Origin of the sequence: Kitasatospora sp. NA04385, from assembly GCF_013364235.1 — a bacterium.
In the GTDB taxonomy this organism is placed as follows: domain Bacteria; phylum Actinomycetota; class Actinomycetes; order Streptomycetales; family Streptomycetaceae; genus Kitasatospora.
The window spans coordinates 6,912,776-6,933,986 of record NZ_CP054919.1 but is presented as its reverse complement, the minus strand read 5'-3'; the positions used below and the strand labels follow the sequence as shown (position 1 = coordinate 6,933,986).

At 75.7% G+C, this 21,211-nt stretch carries 15 protein-coding genes and 1 pseudogene; 10 read left to right on the top strand and 6 right to left on the bottom strand.

Features of this window, described 5'->3' with window-relative positions:
* The first annotated feature begins 170 nt into the window (after nucleotides 1-170).
* Entirely contained in the window at nucleotides 171-800 is a 630-nt protein-coding gene (locus HUT16_RS30645; RefSeq protein ID WP_176191284.1) for a glycoside hydrolase family 15 protein, read from the top strand.
* Between the two features lie 207 nt (nucleotides 801-1,007).
* Here HUT16_RS30645 and HUT16_RS30640 read toward each other — a convergent pair whose 3' ends face one another.
* Nucleotides 1,008-3,203 carry a glycoside hydrolase family 6 protein gene (locus HUT16_RS30640; protein WP_303392147.1) on the bottom strand — a complete coding sequence of 732 codons (2,196 nt, stop codon included), beginning with the start codon at nucleotides 3,201-3,203 and terminating at the stop codon, nucleotides 1,008-1,010.
* 844 nt (nucleotides 3,204-4,047) lie between these two features.
* Between HUT16_RS30640 and HUT16_RS30635 the strand changes: the two genes are divergently transcribed.
* Nucleotides 4,048-5,241: a winged helix DNA-binding domain-containing protein gene (locus tag HUT16_RS30635; RefSeq protein ID WP_176191283.1), complete on the top strand. Its 1,194-nt coding sequence runs from the start codon at nucleotides 4,048-4,050 to the stop codon at nucleotides 5,239-5,241.
* Between the two features lie 117 nt (nucleotides 5,242-5,358).
* Here the strand turns inward: HUT16_RS30635 and HUT16_RS30630 are convergent, their stop codons facing one another.
* Both HUT16_RS30630 and HUT16_RS30625 read right to left on the bottom strand, forming a co-directional pair.
* Nucleotides 5,359-5,970 (bottom strand): HIT family protein, encoded by a 612-nt coding sequence (locus tag HUT16_RS30630; RefSeq protein ID WP_176191282.1) that lies wholly within the window; start codon nucleotides 5,968-5,970, stop codon nucleotides 5,359-5,361.
* A gap of 401 nt (nucleotides 5,971-6,371) precedes the next feature.
* A complete protein-coding gene (locus HUT16_RS30625) occupies nucleotides 6,372-6,968 on the bottom strand; it encodes a GNAT family N-acetyltransferase (RefSeq protein WP_176191281.1) in 597 nt (198 codons plus the stop codon).
* Nucleotides 6,969-7,318: 350 nt separating this feature from the next.
* Here HUT16_RS30625 and HUT16_RS30620 point away from each other — a divergent pair, with 350 nt between their 5' ends.
* On the top strand, nucleotides 7,319-9,073 hold the full coding sequence (locus tag HUT16_RS30620) for a methyltransferase (RefSeq protein WP_176191280.1): 1,755 nt from the start codon (nucleotides 7,319-7,321) through the stop codon (nucleotides 9,071-9,073).
* Between the two features lie 108 nt (nucleotides 9,074-9,181).
* Here HUT16_RS30620 and HUT16_RS30615 read toward each other — a convergent pair whose 3' ends face one another.
* On the bottom strand, nucleotides 9,182-9,892 hold the full coding sequence (locus tag HUT16_RS30615; protein WP_176191279.1) for a YafY family protein: 711 nt from the start codon (nucleotides 9,890-9,892) through the stop codon (nucleotides 9,182-9,184).
* 10 nt (nucleotides 9,893-9,902) lie between these two features.
* Entirely contained in the window at nucleotides 9,903-10,874 is a 972-nt protein-coding gene (locus HUT16_RS30610) for an alpha/beta hydrolase (protein WP_176191278.1), read from the bottom strand.
* 272 nt (nucleotides 10,875-11,146) lie between these two features.
* Between HUT16_RS30610 and HUT16_RS30605 the strand changes: the two genes are divergently transcribed.
* The 6 genes and pseudogenes from HUT16_RS30605 (at nucleotide 11,147) to HUT16_RS30580 (ending at nucleotide 19,069) form a co-directional block, all read left to right on the top strand.
* On the top strand, nucleotides 11,147-12,361 hold the full coding sequence (locus HUT16_RS30605; RefSeq protein WP_176191277.1) for an aminotransferase class I/II-fold pyridoxal phosphate-dependent enzyme: 1,215 nt from the start codon (nucleotides 11,147-11,149) through the stop codon (nucleotides 12,359-12,361).
* Nucleotides 12,362-12,411: 50 nt separating this feature from the next.
* Nucleotides 12,412-13,685, top strand: a pseudogene (gene egtA, locus HUT16_RS30600) (ergothioneine biosynthesis glutamate--cysteine ligase EgtA).
* The gene (gene egtB / locus HUT16_RS30595) at nucleotides 13,679-15,031 is read left to right on the top strand and encodes an ergothioneine biosynthesis protein EgtB (protein WP_176191276.1); all 1,353 of its coding nucleotides are present in this window, start codon (nucleotides 13,679-13,681) and stop codon (nucleotides 15,029-15,031) included. The pseudogene egtA and the gene egtB overlap by 7 nt, the downstream one beginning before the upstream one ends.
* Entirely contained in the window at nucleotides 15,031-15,807 is a 777-nt protein-coding gene (gene egtC, locus HUT16_RS30590) for an ergothioneine biosynthesis protein EgtC (protein WP_176191275.1), read from the top strand. The genes egtB and egtC overlap by 1 nt, the downstream gene beginning before the upstream one ends.
* Nucleotides 15,804-16,790 carry an L-histidine N(alpha)-methyltransferase gene (gene egtD, locus HUT16_RS30585; RefSeq protein ID WP_176191274.1) on the top strand — a complete coding sequence of 329 codons (987 nt, stop codon included), beginning with the start codon at nucleotides 15,804-15,806 and terminating at the stop codon, nucleotides 16,788-16,790. The genes egtC and egtD overlap by 4 nt, the downstream gene beginning before the upstream one ends.
* Before the next feature lie 158 nt (nucleotides 16,791-16,948).
* Nucleotides 16,949-19,069: a phosphotransferase gene (locus tag HUT16_RS30580; RefSeq protein ID WP_176191273.1), complete on the top strand. Its 2,121-nt coding sequence runs from the start codon at nucleotides 16,949-16,951 to the stop codon at nucleotides 19,067-19,069.
* 115 nt (nucleotides 19,070-19,184) lie between these two features.
* Here the strand turns inward: HUT16_RS30580 and HUT16_RS30575 are convergent, their stop codons facing one another.
* Nucleotides 19,185-19,817, bottom strand: coding sequence for a TetR/AcrR family transcriptional regulator (locus tag HUT16_RS30575; protein WP_176192945.1), 633 nt, complete (start codon nucleotides 19,815-19,817; stop codon nucleotides 19,185-19,187).
* 220 nt (nucleotides 19,818-20,037) lie between these two features.
* Here HUT16_RS30575 and HUT16_RS30570 point away from each other — a divergent pair, with 220 nt between their 5' ends.
* Nucleotides 20,038-21,186: an acyl-CoA dehydrogenase family protein gene (locus tag HUT16_RS30570; protein ID WP_176191272.1), complete on the top strand. Its 1,149-nt coding sequence runs from the start codon at nucleotides 20,038-20,040 to the stop codon at nucleotides 21,184-21,186.
* Nucleotides 21,187-21,211: the final 25 nt, after the last annotated feature.

The window sequence follows — 21,211 nt, the reverse complement described above, 5'->3', positions numbered from 1 at the left end:
GGTCCTGGAGCCCCGCCGGCGCACCCCGGACGGCGGGATCAGGGAGCTCGACCTGATGCCGCACCGCGACCGGGCGCCGCGGCTGGTGCGGATCGTCGAAGGCGTCAGCGGCGCCGTGCCGGTCCGCGGCGAGCTGCGGCTGCTTCCACCACGGCCGGGCCGACCCGTGGGTGCGCCGCACCGAGCACCACCGGGTGGCCGTCGCCGGTCCGGCCCCCGCCTGGCTGCGCGTCCCGCCGGGCGTGCCCACCTATGGCGCGGACGGCACCACCGTCTCCGAGTTCACCGCGGCGCCCGGCAGCCGCGTCCCGTCCGCGCCGACCCGGCAGCCCTCGCACCTGGCCGCCGCCCCGCGCACCGACCCGGAGGCGCTGCTCGCCACGACGCCGGCCGATCGGCGGGCCCGGGCCGGGCAGCTGGGCTCGCGGCCGGTCCGGTTCGGCAACGCGGGCGTCGGCCTGCTCCCACTCGACGTCCACGGCGAGGTGGTGGAAGCCCTCGGCCTGGCGCTGCGGGCCGGTCTCCCGATGGAGCGGCAGGTGTGGAGCCTGCTGCGCATGCTGCTCGGCTCGCCGGCCGCGCGTCGGCGGGAGACCGACGAGGGGCTGCGGGAAGTGCGGTGCGGGCGACGGCAGTTCACCCGTTCGAAGGTGATGGCCCGGGTCGCCGCCGACCGGGCGGTGCAGGTGGCGGAGGCCACCGGCCTGCCCGCCCCGGTGGAGCAGTGGCGGCTGGGCAGCACCCCGCAGGTGTTCACCCGTGTCGCGCTGGTCAACACCGCGTTCCGGCCCGGCGGTTGAGCCCTCCCCCGCCGCCCGGTACCGGCCCGTGCGTGCACCGGAGGCGGAAAAGGGCAACCGCCCACCTGCAGACTCTGCAGGTGGGCGGCGCCACTCGGGTATTGCGGGTATTGCAGGTGTTGCGGGTATTGCGGGTGTTGCGGTGCGGCTCTTCCCGCGTCAGTCGGGCGGGGCCGCGGCCTGCCGCGTGCTACCGGCTGCCCGGTGTCAGCTGGTGGCGGTGCAGGTCAGGGTCGGGACGGCGTTGCTGCCCGAGTAGCTGGCACCGAAGCCGAAGCTGGTGGTGCCGTTGGCGGCGACGGCGCCGTTGTAGCCGGCGTTGTTGACCGTCACGGACTGGCCGGACTGGCTCACGGTGCCGTTCCACAGGTTGGTGACCTGCTGGTTGCCCGCGTAGGTCCAGGTGACCTTCCAGGACTTGATCGCGGTGTTGCCCGCGGTCACGGTCACGTCGGCGTTGAAGCCGGCGCCCCAGTCGCTGCTGACCTTGTAGGTGGCGGTGCAGCCGGCGCCGCCGGTGCCGGTGCCGGCCTGGGTGGTGGCGGTGACGGCGGCGGCGGCGGAGAGGTTGCCGGCCGCGTCCTTCGCCTTGACCGTGTAGGAGTACGCGGTGGAGGCGCTCAGGCCCGAGTCGGTGTACGAGGTGCTGGTGGTGGACCCGACCAGGGTGCCGCCGCGGTACACGTTGTAACCGGTCACGCCGACGTTGTCGGTGGAGGCGGTCCAGGTCAGCGAGGCGCTGCTGGAGGTGGTGGTCGCCGCCAGGTTGCCCGGGGTGCTCGGCGGGGTGGTGTCGCTGGTGCCGCCGGAGCCGGTGGTGACGCTGAGCGCCGCGGAGGCCGCGGAGACGTTGCCGGCCGCGTCCTTCGCCTTGACCGTGTAGGAGTACGCGGTGGAGGCGCTCAGGCCCGTGTCGGTGTACGAGGTGTTGTTGGTGGACCCGACCAGGGTGCCGCCGCGGTACACGTCGTAGCCGGTCACGCCGACGTTGTCGGTGGAGGCGGTCCAGGTCAGCGCGACGCTGCTGGAGGTGGTGGTCGCCGCCAGGCCGGTCGGGGCCGTCGGGGCGGTGGTGTCCGCGGTGCCGGTGCCGACCGCCGGGTAGGCGTTCTTCAGCAGCTCCTGGAACTGGGCCGAGAACCAGTGGCCCGCGACCGGGGCGTTGGCCAGGGCGCCCGACATGTTGTTGTTGTTGCGCGGGTTGCCGGTGTACGTCGGGTCGCACATCCGGTCGAAGCCCTTGCCCTCGTCGTTGGCGATGGCCGAGCTCGCGCCGTCCGACTCACCCGGAGGCTTCACCCACACGTACGCGGCGATGCCGTCCTCGGGAGCCGCCTTCGGGCGCTCACCGAGGCCCGCGCCGGACTGGTTGCACCAGTTGCCGGTCTGGAAGCGGCGGTCGATGCGGCCGCCGTCGACGTACGCGTCGACCGAGGTCTTCGGGCCCGGGCCGGCCGGACGGTTCGCGCCGCCCCAGCCGTTGCGGGAGGTGTCGATCAGCATGCCGATGTTCGAGTTGAACCCGGAGGCGATCGCCTTGGTGCGCCACGCCTTCGCGAAGGACGCCTCGTCGACGTACTGGTTCCAGTCCACCCACTTCGACTGGCGGACGGAGGTGCCGTTCACCGAGTCGCCGACGGTGAAGTTGGGCTCGTGCAGCGCGCCGTAGTTGGCGGTGTTGACGATGAAGCCCTGGACGTTGTTGACCGTCGAACCGGACGCGGTGGCGGCCTGCTTGATGGTGTCGATGGCCGGCTGCAGGTTGGAGTCCCAGCCGAGCCAGCCGTGGTGGCCGGCGTCCACGTAGTTGTAGACGTTCGGGATCGCGCCGAGCTTGGCCAGCGCGTAGCCCACGCCGTTGACGTAGTTGCCGTTGGCCTTCATGACGTCGCACGCGGCGGTCGCGGTGGCGGTGCCGCCCGCGTTGGTCGTCAGGTTCGGCAGCGAGTCGATCTCGACCGTGGTGACGATCCGCAGGTTCGCGTAGGCCGGGTCGGCCAGGATCGCGGCGATCGGGTCGATGAACTCGCTCTTGTAGCGCGGCAGGTCGGTGGGGCCGAGCTCGCCGTTCGAGGCCAGGGCGGCGCAGTCGCGGCCCGGCAGGTCGTAGATGACGACCTGGAACACGTACGGCTTGCCCGCGGCCTGCTTCACCGCGGCGTTCAGGTGGTCGCGCAGACCCATGGTGCCGTTGCCACCGGCGATGGCCGCGATGCGGTCCATCCAGACGGCGGTGGGCTGGTTGGAAACGGCCGAACCGCCCGGCTCGGCAGCGGCCTTCGCGGACCACTCGGGGTTCACGTAGACCCCGGCGCCGACGAAGGGGTTGTCCACACGGGTCGCCGCGTGGGCCGCGGTGGTCGACAGGGCAAGGGGGACAACGGTCGCGGCGCTGAGCACCACGGCCGCTGCAGCCGTCCGGAGACGACGCGTCAGATTGGCCGACACGGTAAGGGAGTCCTTTCGGGTGGGGGACGGACTCGACGGAAACACTCCCAATTAATGGGAGCGCTCCCATACTTGGCCCGGGCTGAGGTGAACTCAGCTCGGGGACAACCGATATGAAGCCATGACCTCGCAGTCCCGTCAAGAAGTTCGACAGAACCCGTGGGAGCGCTCCCGCTGGGTCGGATGGACGCCGCTCGCCGGGGATCGGCGACCGCTCCGCCACCGCGCTCCCGTCCCGCTCCGGCCCCGTTCTCGCCCCGCTCGGGCCGCCCGCCGCGCGTCACCTGCGCACCAACCGGCCTGCCCGGCACCACCGTTCACCCCCGCACCGGGGCCGGTTCGCCGAGATCCGCTCCCCGAGCGCACCGGTCGCCCACCGGCTGGCCACCGGCTGCCCACCGGCCATGCGCCGTCCGCACACCGCCCGTGGGCCGCTCCCCGCCGCTCCCCTGCCCCTGCCCCTGCCCCGCTCCCGACCGCCGAGGACCGCCCGCCGACCGCTGTCGGAACGGGCGCGGCCACCGGCCGGGCGGGGGTGCGGACGGCCTCCCGACCGGCCCGCCCGCGCTCCCGCCTGCGGGTTTCCGGACGGCGCCGGAGATCGGCCGGAGCGGGCCCGGGCGGAGTGCGCGGAGTGGGCGAACACCCCCGGCCGGGGCGGTCCTTCTGCGAAACTTTCACGACCCGCCCCCGCGGGGGCCGGATTCCGGCCCCGGCCGGGCCCGCGCGCGTCGCATCCGGGACGCGGAACGGCCCCGTGGCAGGCTGTCCCCGATCCGCGACCCGCAGGAGGAACCGCGTGCCCGCCCGCCCCGCCCTCGACGACGACCAGCGCCGCGCCCGGCTGGCCCGGCGCCACCGGCTCGCCCCCGGCACCGCGGCCGACCGCGCCGAGCAGGTGGTGGGAGACCTGGTCGCCGTACACGCCACCGACCCCGCCACGGTGTTCCTCGCCGTCGCGGCCCGGCTGGCCGTCCCGGGCACCGCCGACACCGAGCGCGCCCTGTACACCGACGCGACCGTGCTGCGCCGCCACGGCATGCGCAAGACGCTCTTCGCCGTCCCCGCCGACCTCGCCCCCGTGCTGTACGCCTCCACCACCGCGAAGGCCGCCACCGCCGAACGCACCCGCCTGCTCAAGGACTTCGCCGCCTCCGGCCGCGACGCGGACTGGACCGCCGCCGCACAGTCCGCCGTGCTCGACGCCCTGGACGCCGCCCGCACCACCTCGCCGGACGGTCTGACGGGAAGTCAACTCAGCGAACTGGTACCTCAGTTGCGCGAGACCGTCGACTACGGGGTCGGCACCTCCTACCAGGCCGCCCAGCCCGTCGGCATGCGGCTGCTGCGCCTGCTCGGCATGGAGGGCGCCATGGTCCGCCGCCGCCCGGTCGGCGGCTGGACCAGCAGCCGGCACCGCTGGGTGCCCGGGCCGCCCGTGCCCGCCGCCCCCACCGCCGCCGAACGCAAGTCCGCCCAGGCCGAGTTGGCGCGGCGCTGGCTCGCCTCCTACGGCCCGGCCACCGAGGACGACCTGGTCTGGTGGACGGGCTGGGGCATCCGCGAGGTGCGCACCGCGCTGGCCGAGTGCGCGGCCGTCGAGGTCGCACTCGCCGACGGCGCGACCGGGTTCGTCCTGCCCGACGACCTCGCCCCGCTGCCCGCACCGGAGCCCTGGGCGGCCCTGCTACCGGCCCTCGACCCCACCACGATGGGCTGGAAGCACCGCGATTGGTACCTCGACCCCGGCCACCGCCCCGAACTCGCCGACCGCTCCGGCAACCTGGGCCCCACCGTCTGGTGGAACGGCCGGATCGTCGGTGGCTGGGCCCAACGCCCCGACGGCGAGGTCGTCTTCGACCTCCTCACCGACCCCGGCCCCGAAGCCCGCACCGCCGTCACCGCCAAGGCCGCCGACCTCCGCGCCACCCTCGCCGACACCCGCATCACCCCCCGCTTCCGCACCCCCCTCGAACGCCGCCTGACCGCCTGACCGGCTCACCGCCTGCCCGCCTGCCCAGCAACGGGCCGCGCGGGCAGCCGAGCAACGGGCCCACCGGCTTGCCGACTTACCGACTTGCCGGCTTACTGACTTGCTGGCTTACCGGCCTCAGGCGTTCGCCGTGCGGCGGCCGCCGTACGAGGCGACCAGGGCGTCGGCGACGGCCCCCGCGTCCGCCTCGGCCACCTCCGCCGGGTACTCCGGCAGCAGGTCGTCCCAGACCGGGAGCCAGGAACCGAGGAACTGCCCCTGCCCCGCCGGGCGGGCGAAGAACCACAGGTGCAGGTGGGCCGCACCGTCGCCCAGCCGGTAGACGTGGGCCCGGGCGACGTGCGGCAGCGCCTGCACCTGGCGGACCACGTGGGTGGTGAGCACGCCCATCTCTGCGGCCAGTTCGTCGGGCAGCTCCGCCAGGTCGTAGTGGTCGCGCGGGTACAGCATCAGCGCCAGCGGCACGCCGACGCCCGCGACCCGGGCCAACCGCCAGTGGTCGGTGAACCACAGGCCCTCGTCCCGGGCCTTGCACATTCCGCAGTCCGCCGGGTCCTCCCCGTGCCGCGGCGGCTCGGGCAGCACCGGCGGGCGCAGCGGCGAGACCCGCAGCCCCTCCGGCTCGAACGGGCTGATCTCCCAGCCGGTCATCCGGGCCAGCGGGAGCCGCAGTTCACTGTCGGCGGCCGCACGTGCGTGGTCGTAGAACTCGTCAGGTGTCAAAGCCATGATCAGAAGACTAGCCGCGACCGTCCGCACCCGGACGTTCGATTCCCGAAGCCGTACCGACCCGCCGCAACGCCGACGGCTCCGCGGGCCCTCGGCGGCGCGTCTCCGGACGGACGGGCAGGGCTCGAAGGGCCGGACCTGGGCGTGAAATGCTTCGCGTCCCGGCGCACTCGCCCCTGAGGGTCGGCCCGGGCGGCGAGTTGCCCGCGTACGCGTCCGGCCGCATGCGGGCCGACGGTGCGGTGTACGTCGAGATCGGAACGGGCGGCGACGAGTTCCACGCCCCGGCCGGGTCGCTGTACGAGCAGCTCAGGTGCAGGCAACTGCCGACCGCCGTGCACTTCCGCAAGTCGTGGGCCGCCCCGCCCGGCCGGGGAGCGCGTACGGGCCGTGTCGCCCGGTCAGCGGGACGGTGTCGGCCCTGCACCCGGAACGGCCGGGTCGGCCGGGGTCACCGGGGCGGTCGAGTCGGCCGGGGTGGTCGGGGTGGGGACGAGGGTGAGCTGCATCAACAGGGTGTCGATCCAGCGGCCGTGCTTGTGGCCGACGGCGGCGAGGCGGCCGGCCTCGGTGAAGCCGAGGCGGCGGTGCAGGGCCACCGAGGCGTCGTTGCCGGGGCTGGCGATGACGGCGACGAGCTGGCGCAGGTCGGTGCGGGCGCAGGCGGCGACGAGGGCTTCCAGCAGGGCGGTGCCGTGGCCGCGGGCGGTGTGCCGAGGGTCGAGGTAGACGGAGTGCTCGGCGGTGTGGCGGTACGCGGGCTTGGGCCGCCAGGGGCCCGCGTAGGCGTAGCCGACGATCCGACCGGAGACTTCGGCGACCAGGAAGGGCAGGCCGCGGGCGGCGAGGTCGTCCAGGCGCTGCTGCCAGTGCTCGACGGGCGGCGCGGTCTCCTCGAAGGTGCTGACGGTGTGGCGGACGTAGTGGGCGTAGATCCCGGCCACGGCTTCCAGGTCGGCCGGGGCGGCTGGTCGGATCAGGCGGTCTTCAGCGGTCACGGGACGAGTGTAGGGACGGCCCCGGAACGGCTCCGGAACGGCCCCGGAACGGCTCCGGCACGGCAGCGGAGCGCTTGCGGCGCGGCGAGGCGGTGACCTGCGCGGACGGTCGGGCCAATCGGGTGAAGCGGGACGGGCGGGCGCTCGGGCGGCGGTTAGGATCACCGAGTCTGACGGTCCGTCAGATCTCTTCGGGGTGCGGTGTCCTCGCACCCGCCGCCGCGCCGCCGGGCCGCGCCCCTCCCCCTCCTGCGGGCGCAGCCCCGCCGGGCGGAGCGCGTCCCCCGCCCTCCCCCTCCAGAAACGTTTCGCCCACGCATCGTCCTTCTATCGCCTAGGACTTCCCCGCCATGAGCACGACCACCCGCACGACCGCCCGCACGACCACCCCCACAACCGCCCGCACGGCTGCCACCGACGCGGACCTGCTCCGGACCGCGGCCGACCACGCCCGCCGCCACGACACCGCCGCCCTGTTGGGCGCGCTGCTGCCGGGCCTGGACGGCGTCGAGCTGCGCGCGCTGACCGACCGCTGCCGTTTCGCGCACACCGCGCTGCTGGTCTTCCCGCCGGACGCCGGGGCGCTGCGCCGGATGCTCGCCGGGGCGGGGCTGGCGGTCTCGGAGGAGGCCCGGCCGAGCACGGTGGTGCGGGAGCGGCTGGCCGCGCGGCACGGCCGGGACGCGGCGGGTCTGGAGGTCGGGATCCTGCGGCCGGCCGTGACCGGCGCGGACGGGGAGCGCCGGGTGGTGGAGGTGTTCGCCCTGACCGTCCCGCCCGGCTCGGGCCTGGCCGGGCTCGCCGCCCACGAGCGGGCCGCGCAGCACGAGGCGCACCTGGGCTTCGAGGTGGTGCGCCCGGATCCGCTGGTGCTGCGCGGCTTGTGCGCGCTGTTCTCCCGGCACGGCGCGCGGCCGGACGGCGGCGGCTACAACCCGCACGAGGACGGGACGGTGCTGTACTTCGCGGCGCCCGCCGGTTCGAAGGCGGGCTGTCCGCGGATCGAGCTGTACGCACCGGGCGACCACCGGGAGTTGCTGGCCGAGCACCTGGACCGGCACCGCACCGGGCAGCCCGCCGAGGTGCTGCTGCGGCAGTTGACCGGTGCGTGGACGACCCAAGCCCTGGGCGCCTTCACCGAGTTGGGCGTCCCGGAGGCAATGGACGTCGAAGTGACGCGCAGTGCCCGGCAGCTGGCGGCGGAGGTGGGCGCGGACGCGGAGACCCTGGAGTCGCTGCTGCGCTACCTGGCGGCGCTGGGCACGGTGGTGCGGGACGGCGGCGGCTACCGGCTGGCCCCGGCCGGGGAGTTGCTGCGGGCGGACGCGCCGGGTTCGCTGCGCCCGCTGTCGCTGCTGTACGCGGGGCCGTTCTACCGCTCGTTCGGCGGGCTGACCGGGACGGTGCGGACGGGGCGGGCCGCCTTCGACCGGCTGTTCGGCGAGAACCACTTCGACCACTTCGCCCGCGATCCCGCGCTGGCGGAGCTGTTCGACCGCTCGATGGCGGCGAGCAGCCGGATGTTCGACCCGCTGCCCGCGCATCCGGCCGTCCGGGCGGCGGCGGCCGCGGCGGCAGCGGGCGAGCCGCGCACGGTGGTCGATCTCGCGGGCGGCACCGGCGAGTTGCTGGCCCGGCTGCTGACCGCGCACCGCTCGCTGCGCGGCGTCCTGCTGGAGCGCCCCCACGTCGTGGACGCGGCCCGGGAGTTCCTGGACGCGGCGGGCTGCGGCGGCCGGGCGACGTGCCTGGTGGGCGATTTCGCGGACGTGCCGCCGGGCGGGGACGTCTACCTGCTGTCGCGGGTACTGCACGAATGGGACGACGCGCGCTGCCGGGAGATCCTGCGCCACCTGTCCGCCGCGATGCCGCCGCACGCGGACCTGCTGGTGGTCGAGCGGCTGCTGCCGGAGGACGACGCCCCTTCGCTGGCCACCGCCTGGGACTTGCACATGCGCTGCAACGTGGGCGGCCGCGAGCGCACCGCCGGGCACTACGCGCGGCTGTTCGCGGACGCGGGGCTGGAGTTGGCGGGGCACGACCCTCTGCCACTGGACGCCCGGGTCCTGCACGTGCGCAAGTCGGCCGGGAGCAGCGAGGGTTGAGCCACCCCGGCGGCCCCGACCCAGGCCCGGGCCCGGGCCCAACCTCCACCGCCCTCACAGACACCACCGCCCTCATAGGCACCACAGACACCGCAGACACCACAACCGTCACAGCGGCCCCAGCGCGGCGGGCGGCCGGGCGCCCGCCGCGGCGGAGCCGCGCAGCAGGGCGGCGAGGTCGTGCGGGCGGGCGGGTTCGGCGGTCGGGTCGGCGGCGGTGATCCGGTCGAGCCGGAAGCCGCGTCCCGCCCGGCGGGTGCGGCACCAGGCGATCAGGTACCAGTGGCCGCCCGCGGTGAGCAGCCCGGCCGGTTCGACCAGGCGTTCGCTCGGTCGGCCGGCGGCGTCGGCGTAGCGCAGGCGCAGCACGGTGCCCTCGGCGAGGGCGCGTTCGACGGCGGTCCGGATCTCGGCGGCCGGGCCGGGTGCGGGGAGGGCGACGATCCGGCGGGCGAGGTCGCGGGCGGCGTCGGCGGCGGGTGCGGGCAGGACGGCGGTGAGTTTCTGGGCGGCGGTGCGGGCCGCGGCGGCGTAGGGCGCGCCGGGGTCGGTGGCGGCGAGCGCGACGGTGAGGGCGGCGGCCTCCTGGGCGGTGAAGCGGACCGGCGGCAGGGTGGTGCGGGGGTCGATGGACCAGCCGCCGCCGCGTCCGGTGGTGCTGCGGACGGGGAGGCCGGCGGCCATCAGGGCCTGGAGGTCGCGTTGGACGGTGCGGGTGGCGACTTCGAACCTGGCGGCGAGGCGGGCGACGGTGAGCGGGCGGGGTGCGACGGCGCGCAACTCCTCGACCAGGGCGTACAGTCGGGCCGTTCGGTTCACCTGCCGGACCTTACCGGCCCGCGGCGGTGAGGAAGTCGCTCTCGCGTCGGCGTTCGCGGGTGGTGACGGTGAGCGGGTAGAGGGTGAAGCCGTGCATGGCGCCCGCGACCACGTCGAGCCGGGCCGTTCCCCCGGCGGCCCGCCAGCGGCGGGCGAGCAGCACGGAGTCGTCCAGCAGGGGGTCCTCGGTGCCGACCACGAGGCGGGCGGGCGGCAGGCCGGTGAGGTCGGCGTACAGCGGGGAGAGGGCCGGATCGCGGCGCAGCCCGGGGCCGGTGCCGGGGCTGTACATCTCGTAACTGCCTTGCAGGCTTCGGGTGTTGCTGAGCAGCAGGCGGTCGCCGAAGTCGCGTTGGCTGGGGGTCATGGCGAGGTCGTAGGGGCCGAAGGCGAGGTGGGCGGCGCGGTAGGCGCCGGGGAGGTCGTCGCGCAGGCGCAGCAGGGTGAGGACGGCGAGGTGGGCTCCGGCGGATTCGCCGGCGATCAGCAGGCGGCGGGTGCCGAACTCGGCCTCGGCGTGCGCGGCGAGCCAGCGGGCGGCGGCTTCGCAGTCGTCGGGCCCGGCGGGGTGGGGGTGTTCGGGGGCGAGGCGGTAGTCGACGCTGACCACGGCGAGGCGGGCGCGCCGGGCGAGTTCCCAGAGCCGTTCGTCCTGCCCGTCGGCGGAGCCGAACGCCCAGCCGCCGCCGTGCAGGTGCAGCAGGACGCCCTCGGGCGCACCGGGGTCGAGGACGCGGACCGGTACGCCGCCGGGGAGTCGGCGGTCGCGGGCCTGCGGGAGGCGGTGGGGCGGGGTGTCGCCGCCGAGGCGGTTGCGGCGCAGCCGGGCGAGGGTGTCCGGGTCGAGCGGGCCCCGGCGGGCGGGGCGGGTGGCGGCGGCGCGTTCGAAGGCCCGGTTGAAGGCGAGCGTCTCGTCGAGGCAGTCCAGGTCGGTCAGGTGCTCGCGCAGGGGGTGCCCGTCGAAGGGGGTGGCGGTCGTCATGGGAGGGACGTTGCCAGGGCGCGGCGACAGCCCCGTGTCACCCTTCCCGGGTGATCCGGGTCACCCGGTTCGGGCGGCCTGCCGGACGGGGCCGGTGCGGGGGCCGCGCTCGGTGGAGCGGGTGCCGTCGTCCGGGGAGAGCAGCGGGCAGGCCGGTCCGGCCCACCGCGCCCCCTTTCCGTCCCACCTTTCCGCCCCCTTCCCCGCCCGTCCCCGCCCGTCCCCGTCCGCCGCGGCCTAGCGTGGGGGGACGGCGTCGGAGGGAGCGGGCGGTGGTGGAGCGGACGGGGTTCGAGCGGTTCTCGCGGGCGGGGACGGGCAGTGCGAAGTGGGCCCGGGCGGGGGCGGGGCGGATCGCCATGGGGGTGGCGGACATGGACCTGCCGGGGCCGTCCGCGGTGGGGGCGGCGCTGCGGGTGCGGGCGGGGCACCCGGCGTTCGGGTACCCGGTGGCGGAGGCCGCGGACCGGGCGCTGGTGGCCGACTGGTACCGGCGGCGGCACGGGGTGGAGGTGGACCCGCGCTGGGTGATGCTGCTGCCGTTCGCGCCGGGCACGGCGGTGCGGCTGCTGCTGGAGGCGGCGCGCCCGCTGGCGGGTCCGGCGGTGTACACGACGCCGGAGTGGGGCGGTTTCGCCCGGGTCTGCGCGGCGGCGGGGGTGGCGACCCGGGAGCTGCCGCTGCTGGTAACGGGCGATCCGGCCGACCCGTACCGGCTGCCGCTGGCCGAGGTCGCGGCGGCCCGCCCGGGCCTGGTGCTGCTGAGCAACCCGCACAACCCGACCGGGCGGATCCGGTCCGCCGCCGACGTCCGGGCACTGGCCGCGGCCGCCGCGCCGGGGCTGCTGGTCTCGGACGAGGTGCACGGCGACCTGCGGCACCCGGACGCGGACGCGGAGCAGCCGGTCGCGGTGGCGGTGACCGGCGGGGCGCCCAACGTGGTGACGCTGAACTCGGTCGGCAAGACCTTCAACGTCTCGGGCCTGCCGAGCTGCTTCGCGCTGGTGCCGGACCCGGGGCTGCGGGAGCGGCTGGCGGCGGTGATGGCGGGTTTCGGGCTGTGGGAGGGCGGCCTGCTGGGCGCGGTCGCGCAGCGGGCGGCGCTGGCCGAGGGCGGCCCGTGGCTGGACGCCCTGCTGGCCCACCTGGTGCGGGCCCGGGAGCTGGCCGCGGCCGCGCTGGGCGACGCGGTGCTGGCCCGGCCGCAGTCCTCGTACCTGCTCTGGCTGGACGGTGCGGGGCTCGGCACCCGGGAGGAGCTGCTCACGCGCTGTGACGTCGAGCTGGCGGACGGGTCGGATTTCGGAGCGGCCGGTTCCGGGTGCCTGCGGCTGAATTTCGCCCTGCCGCTGGATCGCCTGCGCACCGCGCTCACCCGACTGACCTGCGAAGGAGCAGTCCGGGCGGCATCGAGGTTTGCCCCGGAGCAGACTGAGCAGGAACAACCGGGCTCAAGTCGCGAACCGAGGGATGGTGAAACCCGGTGACACCTGTACGTCCGTACCAGGCCCCGCAGGAAGCCGATCCGGTACACAGCGTGACGCTCCGCGCGGAGTTGACCGAGGCGTCGGCCGAACGGCACCTGGGGGCCATCTGCTTCAAGATCGGGCCGCCCGCGCTGGTCGGGGTCGAGGCGGAGTGGTTCGTCCACGACACCCGATGTCCCGGCACCCCGGTGGCTCCCGACCGGGTGGCGGCCGCGCTGGCGGTGCTGCCCGACTCGGCCGACGGCCCGGTGCTCCCGGCCGGCTCGCGGCTGACGCGCGAACCCGGCGGGCAGGTCGAGCTCAGCTCCCCGCCCGCCGCCGACCCGGCCGACTGCGCGGCCGGACTGAGCGCCGACCAGGCGGTGCTGCGGGCGGCGCTGGCCGCCGAGGGCCTGCGGCTGACCGGCAGCGGCACCGACCCGATGGACCGCGAGCGGCGGATGCAGGCCGTCCACCCGCGCTACCGGGCGATGGGGCGGTACTTCGACCGCGGCGGCCCGTGGGGCCGGATCATGATGACCGGCACCGCCTCCGTGCAGGTCTGCGTGGACGCCGGCCCCGAGGCCGAGCACGCCGCGCGCTGGCGCCTGGCCCACGAGCTGGGGCCGGTCCTGGTCGGCGCGTTCGCCAACTCGCCGCTGCTGGAGGGCGGTCCGACCGGCTGGAAGTCCACCCGGCAGCTGGTCTGGTCCCGGATGGACCCCTCCCGCACGCTGGCCCCGCCGCCCTCCGCCGACCCGCGCACCGCCTGGACGCAGTACGTGCTGGACGCGGCGCTGCTGTGCGTGCGCCGCCCCGACGGGCTGCCGTGGGACGCGCCGGCCGGGCTGACCTTCCGCGAGTGGCTGCGCGGCGCGGGCGAGCGGCCCGCCACCCTCGCCGACCTGGACTACCACCGCACCACGCTGTTCCCGCCGGTGCGCCCCCGCGGCCACCTGGAACTGCGGATGATCGACGCCCAGCCCGGCGAGGGCTGGCGGGTGCCGCTGGCCCTGGTCAGCGCGCTGATGGACGACCCGGTGGCCGCCGACGAGGCCCGCGCGGCCCTGGAGCGGCTCGGCCACGCGGGCAGCCGCGCCCGCGCTCCGGCCTGTGGCGCCGCGCCGCCGCGCTCGGCATGGCCGATCCGGACCTGCGCCGCGCCGCACTGCTGTGCTTCGCCGCCGCCGAGCGCGCGCTGTCCCGCCGGGAGAGTCCGCTGCGCGCCGCGCTGGTCGACTTCGCCGAACGCTACCCGGCCCGCGGCCGCTGCCCGGCCGACGACCAGCTGGCCGTCCTGCGCACCGGCGCCGCCCCCGCCCTCCAGGAGGACGTCCCGTGCTGAACGCCGACCGCACCGACCCGGCCCTGCTGCGCGAGCTGATCGCCGCCGAGCTGCTGACCGCCCGGGAGCGCACCGCGCAGCTCACCGAGGCCGTCGACGACGCCGAACTCGTCGCCCAGCACTCGCCGTTGATGTCCCCGCTGGTGTGGGACCTGGCGCACATCGGCAACCAGGAGGAGCTGTGGCTGCTGCGCAACGTCGGCGGCCGCGACCCGATGCACCCGGAGATCGACCCGCTGTACGACGCGTTCGAGCACCCGCGGGCCGAGCGCCCCCGGCTGCCGCTGCTGCCGCCCGCCGAGGCCCGCGCCTACGCGCACGAGGTGCGCGGCCGGGTGCTGGACCTGCTGGCCGCCTCCCCGCTGGAGGGCGCGCCGCTGCTGGACGCCGGGTTCGCGTTCGGGATGATCGCCCAGCACGAGCAGCAGCACGACGAGACCATGCTGATCACCCACCAGCTGCGCACCGGCCCGGCGGTGCTGGACGACCCGCCGCCGCCCGCCGCCACCGGCGGCCCGCTCGCGCCCGAAGTCCTGCTCCCCGCCGGGCCGTTCACCATGGGCACCGACACCGAGCCGTGGGCGCTGGACAACGAGCGCCCCGCCCACCAGGTCGACCTGCCCGCGTTCTGGCTGGACACCACGCCGGTCTCCAACGGCGCCTACCAGCGCTTCCTGGCCGACGGCGGCTACGACGACCCGCGCTGGTGGACGCCCGAGGGCTGGGCGCACCGGATGTCGGCCGGCCTGTCGGCGCCGCTGTTCTGGCAGCGGGACGGCGGCCAGTGGCTGCGCCGCCGCTTCGGCCGCCTGGAGCCGGTGCCCGAGGACGAGCCGGTGCTGCACGTGAGCTGGTACGAGGCCGACGCGTACGCCCGGTGGGCGGGGCGGCGGCTGCCGACCGAGGCGGAGTGGGAGAAGGCCGCCCGGCACGACCCGGCCTCCGGCCGCTCCCGGCGCTTCCCGTGGGGCGACGCCGCCCCCGGCCCCGAGCACGCCAACCTGGGCCAGCGGCACCTGCGCCCAGCCCCCGTCGGCGCCTACCCGGAGGGCGAATCACCCTGCGGTGCACGGCAGTTGATCGGGGACGTGTGGGAGTGGACGTCCAGCGACTTCACCGGCTACCCGGGGTTCACGGCCTGGCCGTACCCGGAGTACTCGGAGGTGTTCTTCGGCCCCGAGTACAAGGTGCTGCGCGGCGGCTCGTTCGCGGTCGCCCCGGTCGCCTGCCGGGGCACCTTCCGCAACTGGGACTACCCGGTGCGGCGGCAGATCTTCGCCGGCTTCCGCACCGCGCGCGACGCGCAGCCGAGGACGGCCGGGCCGCGTACCGAAGGCAGCGCCTGATGTGCCGCCACTTCGCCTACCTGGGGCGGCCGGTGCCGATCCGCACCGTCCTGCTCGACCCGCCGCACGGGCCGCTGCGCCAGTCCTGGGCGCCCCGGCTGCAGCGCTACGGCACCGTCAACGCGGACGGCTACGGCGTCGGCTGGTACGCGGCCGGCGACGAACGCCCGGCCCGCTACCGGCGCGAGGGGCCGATCTGGGCCGACGGCGACCTGGCCGACCTGGCCCGGGTGGTCAGCTCGCACGCGGTGCTCGGCGCCGTCCGCTCCGCCACCCCCGGCTGCGCGGCCGGGGCGCAGGCCGCCGCCCCGTTCGCCGCCGGGCGCTGGCTGTTCAGCCACAACGGCGCACTGCCCGGCTGGCCGCACGCCTTCGCCCCGCTGGCCGAACGGCTGCCCGCCGGCGAGCTGTTGGAACTGGAGGCGCGCACCGACTCGGCGCTGCTGTGGGCGCTGGCGCTGAACCGGCTGCGCGCGGGCGCCCGGCTCGGCGAGGCGCTCGCCGAAGTCTGCCTGCTGGCGGGCGAGTCGGCCGACGCCAGGATCAACCTGCTGGCCACCGACGGGAGTTCGATCGCCGCCACCGTCTGGGGCGACACCCTGTTCCAGCGCCGGGAGGCCGACGGCTCCGTGCTGGTCGCCTCCGAGCCCTTCGACGACGGACCCGGCTGGTCCGAAGTCCCGGACCACACCCTGCTGGTGGCCGACGCGGCCGGCAGCGAACTCACCCCGCTGGCCGTCGTCGGCCGGCGCACCCGAGAGGACGCACCGCGATGACCGGATACCAGCTCACCCGCCTGCTTCCCCCCGACCACCTGCACCACGCGCTGCGCGCCGACGTCCGCGAAGGGCTCGGCGGCGAACCCAAACGGCTGCCGCCGAAGTGGTTCTACGACGCCCGGGGCTCCGAACTGTTCGAGGAGATCACCCGGCTGCCCGAGTACTACCCCACCCGGGCCGAGCGCGAGATCCTCACCGCCCGCGCCGCCGACATCGCCGCCACCACCCGGGCCCGCACCCTGGTCGAACTCGGCTCCGGCTCCTCGGAGAAGACCCGCCTGCTGCTGGACGCGCTGCGCGCCGCCGGCACCCTGGAGCGCTACGTCCCGGTGGACGTCAGCGAGAGCGCCCTCGAATCCGCCGCGAAGGCCCTGATCGACGAGTACCCGGGGCTCGAAGTCTCCGCCGTGCTCTCCGACTTCACCAAGAGCCTCGGCCTGCCCGACGGCGGCGGCCCCCGCCTGGTGGTGTTCCTCGGCGGCACCCTCGGCAACCTGCTGCCCGCCGAACGCGCCGCCTTCCTGACCGGCCTGCGCGCCCAACTCCTGCCCGGCGACCGGCTGCTGCTCGGCACCGACCTGGTCAAGGACGCCTCGGTGCTGACCGCCGCGTACGACGACGCCGCGGGCGTCACCGCGGCCTTCAACCGCAACCTGCTGTCCGTGCTCAACCGGGAGCTGAACGCCGACTTCGAACCCGAGCAGTTCGAGCACGTCGCCCTCTGGGACGCCGAGAACGAGTGGATCGAGATGCGGCTGCGCTCCCTGCGCGCCCAGACCGTCAAGGTCGCCGAACTCGGCCTGCCGGTGCACTTCGAGGCCGGCGAGGAACTGCACACCGAGGTCTCCGCGAAGTTCCGCCGCGAACGCGTCGAGCGCGAACTCTTCGCGTCCGGACTGCGGTTGACCGACTGGTGGACGGACGACGAGGGCCGCTTCGGGCTGTCGCTCTCCCGCCCCTTCGGGGACGGCTCCGACTGAGAGCGCCGACAGCCGATGCGCGCAGCGGCAGTGAACCTCTCGCAGCCTGGGCCTCGCCGCTCACCGGGCCCCGGCCCGTTCCCCTCCGCCGGTTATTCGCCGGCTCGGCCCCCGGTTATTCGCTGGCTCGACCCCCTTCCCGTCCGGAGAATGCCCGGGTGCAGACGAACGAGCAGCGGACGGCGACCGTCGTGATCGAGTGGCAGGGCGAACGCGTGGGGGCGGTGGGCCCGTTCGCGACGGAATCGCCGTACTGGGCGCAGGTCGGCGAGGTGGCGGAGGCCGCCTCGCGGGCGGCGGGGGTGCCGCTCGCGGTGCTGCGGCTGCTGTCGGTGGCGGGCGGCGCGGGCGGCCGGGGCGGCGCGGCGGTGTACCTGGCGGTGGCGTCCGGGCGTCCGACCGGGCTGCTGATCCCCGCCGGGGAGCGGCTCGACCAGGGCCACCCGCTGCGGCTGCCGTGGGCGTCGGCGGACGGCCTGGCCGCCGAATGGTACTGGGCGGACGGCGAGTTGGCAGCGCTGGGCCGGGCCAGGAACGGCCCGGTGGAACAGGTGCGCAGCTGGAACCTGTCGGCGCTGTCGCGCTTCCCGACCGCCGACGGCCCGGTCTGGCTGAAGAGCACGCCGCCGTTCGCGGTGCCGGAGGCGGCGGTGATCGCCCGGGCGGGGAGGGCCGATCCGGGGCTGGTGCCGCGGGTGCTGGCGGCGGACGGGCGGCGGGCGCTGCTGGCGGACGTGCCGGGCACGGACTGCTGGGGCGTGCCGGAGGACGGCATGCTGGCGGTCGTCGACCGGTGGGCGGCCGTCCAGGCGGCGGTCGCGGCGGACGGGCCCGCCGGGCTGGCGGACTGCTCGCCGACCGCGCTGGCGGAGCGTTTCCCGGCGCTGGTGGAGCGGCTGCGCCCGGAGCTGTCGGAGCCGCAGTACGCGCAGGCCCGGCTGCTGGCCGGGCAGCTGCCCGCGATCGCGGCCGAACTCGTCGACTGCGGGCTGCCGTTGACGCTGGTGCACGGCGACTTCCACCCGGGCAACTGGCGCTACGACGGCGAGCGGCCGACCGTGCTGGACTTCTCGGACGCGGCCTGGGGCCACCCGGCGCTGGACGGGCTGCGCCCGGAGCCGTTCCTCTCCCCCGAACGCTGGGCGGACGTCCGCTCGCGCTGGGTCGACGCCTGGCGCGGGCTGGTGCCGGACTGCGCCCCGGAACGGGCGCTGGAGCTGGCCGCACCGCTGGTGCACGTCCACTTCGCGCTGCGCTACCAGGAGTTCCTGGACGGCATCGAGCCGAGCGAGCACCCGTACCACGCGGGCGACCCGGCCGAGGAGGTGCGGCGGGCGCTGGACGCGGCGCTGTTCTCGACCTGCGGGTCCGAACCGCTGGGCGCGGGCCGCGAGCTGTACCAGGCGCTGATGTGGATGGGCGGGGCGGGCACGACGGCGGCGCTGCTGGAGTCCTGGGCGCGGCGGGCACTGCCCGGATACCCGCACCGGCTGGCGGCGGCAACCTCGTACGACGCCTTCACCGCACAGTCGGCGGAGGAGCAGGACCTGCTGGAGTGCGAGCTCTACGCGCTGAGCCGGGTCGCGGACGTGCTCGCCCTGGAGTTCCAGCCGCCGTTCGGTGCCGGACCCGTCCGGGACGGGGTGCGGCTGGGCGTCGGCCGGGAGGAGCGCACGGCGTTCTTCGCCCGGCTCGGCATGACCGAGGTCGGTGCGGCGGACGGCTTCGACCCGTTCCTGCATGAGATCGCCGAGCTGGTGCCCGCCGAGGACCCGGACGCGCCGGTCGAGCTGCTGGACGTGCTCTGGCCGGGGTTCACCTTCGGCGAGCTGCTGTTCACCCGCGCCGGGGTGCGGGTCCGGGCGGGCGCCCGGGTGGCCGAGCCGGGCTGGGCGGACGCCTCGCCGATGTACTGGGCGCACCGGCGGCGCGGGCGTCGGCCGGTCGACCTGTCGCACGACTGGGGTTCCAACTCGCAGTGGAGCACCAGCCACCGGATGGACTTCCGGACGGCGGACGGCGACCGGCTGAACGTGGTGCGCACCCCCGAGCGGCTGTCGGACCACCACGCGATCGACGGCTTCCCCCCGCTGAGCCTGGCGGAGGCCGAGGAGCTACTGCGCCACCGCTGCCTGCTGCGCCGCCCGGCCGGGTGGCCGGAGCTGGCTGCGGACTCGCAGCAGGCGGCGGACTGCTGGCCGTTCGACTGGACGCTGCCGGAGCCGGCCCGGTGCTCGCCGGACTGCCGCGACCACGGGAGCAACCGGCAGCGGCCCTGAGCCGATCCCTCAGCGCAGGTCGCCGCCGGCCGCCGCGTCCGCCCGGTTCATCCGCGCCCCTCCCGGTTCCGGCGCGGGTGGGCGTGCGGGGCGGCCCGGTGGCTCCCCGGCGGGGTCACGGCAGGCGGCGGTAGCGCAGTTCGAGGCCGTCGAGCAGGGCGTCGAGGCCGGTGGCGAAGGCGCCTTCGTCGATGGTGCGGCGGTGTTCGGCGAGGCGGTGGGCGTCGCCGAGGTGGGGGTAGTCGGCGGTGTCGTAGAGGGCGGCGTCGTCGGGGAAGCCGGCGGCGAAGGAGCCGAGGGCGGAGCCGGTGACGAAGTAGCGCATCAGGGCGCCGATCCGGGTGGCCTGGCCGCGCGGCCAGCCGGCCTCGACCAGGCAGCCGAAGACGGCGTCGGCGAGGCGCAGCGCGTGGGGGCGGCGGCCGGGGCCCTGGGCGAGGACGGGGACGAGGTGGGGGTGGGCGGCCAGGGCGGCGCGGTAGGAGCGGGCCCAGGCGTGCAGGGCGGTGCGCCAGTCGTCCGGCGCGTCGAACATGGTGAGGTCGACCTCGCCCATCACACTGTCGACGACGGCGTCGAGCAGGTCGTCCTTGGTGGCGAAGTGGTTGTACAGCGAGGGGCCGCTGACCGAGAGCTCGGCGGCCAGGCGGCGGGTGGAGAGCGCGGCCAGGCCCTCGGCATCGACCAGGGCGAGGGCGGCCGTGATGATGCGGTCCCGGCTGAGCAGGGGGGTGCGGGGTCGGGCGATCTCCGCCTCCTGGGGGCGCGGGCTGCTGGGTCCGGGCCATTGTCGCAGGCGGCTCGGCGGGCAAATCGACGGGCGGCTCGGCGGGCGGCCGGGGGCGGCTCGGCGGGTGCTCTTCCGTGTCCGGCCCGGGCGGGCTACAGTCACCGTAAAACTTGCAGTGCTAGTTTATCGGCGCCCGCCGGGTGCCGCACGGATCGTCGAGCGTTCGGGGTGTCGCCGCGTGGACCTGGAACTGACCGAGGAGCAGGCCGCCGTACGGGAGCTGGCGGCCTCCTTCACCGACCGGGAGATCGTGCCGTTCGCGGCCGCGTGGGACCGGGCGGAGTCCATCGACCTGGGCGTCGTCCGCAAGCTCGGCGGCCTGGGCTTCCTCGGCCTGACCCTGCCCGAGCAGTACGGCGGCAGCGGCGGCGACCACCTGGCGTACTGCCTGGTGCTGGAGGAGCTGGGACGCGGCGACTCCTCGGTGCGCGGCGTGGTGTCGGTGTCACTGGGGCTGGTCGCCAAGTCGGTCAACGCGTTCGGCACCGAGGAGCAGAAGCGCGGGTGGCTGCCCCGGCTCTGCTCGGGCGAGGCGCTGGGCTGCTTCGCGCTGACCGAGCCCGGCACCGGCTCGGACGCCGCCAACCTGACCACCCGGGCCGAGCGCGACGGCGACGACTGGCTGATCTCCGGCGCGAAGATGTTCATCACCAACGGGACGTGGGCGGACGTCGCCCTGGTCTTCGCCCGCACCGGCGAGGCCGGGCACCGCGGCGTCACCGCCTTCCTGGTGCCCACCGACGCGCCCGGCTTCGAACGGCGGCTGGTGCACGGCAAGTTGGGCCTGCGCGGGCAGGCCACCGCCGAGCTGTCCTTCGACCGGGTCCGGGTGCCGGACGCCGCCCGGCTCGGCGAGGTCGGCAAGGGCTTCACGGTGGCGATGACCGCCCTGGCCAAGGGCCGGATGTCGGTCGCGGCGGGCTGCGTGGGCATCGCCCAGGGCGCGCTGGACGCGGCGGTGAAGTACGCCGGGGAGCGCGAGCAGTTCGGGAAGCCCATCGCCGCCCACCAGTTGGTGCAGGAGCTGCTCGCCGACATCGCCGTCGACGTGGCCGCGGCCCGGCTGCTGACCTGGCGGGTCGCCGACCTGATCGACCGCGGCCTGCCGTTCGCCACCGAGTCCTCCGTCGCCAAGCTGTACGCCTCCGAGGCCGCGGTGCGCTGCGCCAACAACGCGCTCCAGGTGTTCGGCGGCTACGGCTTCATCGACGAGTACCCGGTCGGCAAGTACCTGCGCGACGCCCGGGTGATGACCCTGTACGAGGGCACCAGCCAGATCCACAAGCTGCTCATCGGACGCTCCCTGACCGGCGTCAACGCCTTCTGACCTCCCCTCCCGCCCTCCCGCCCTC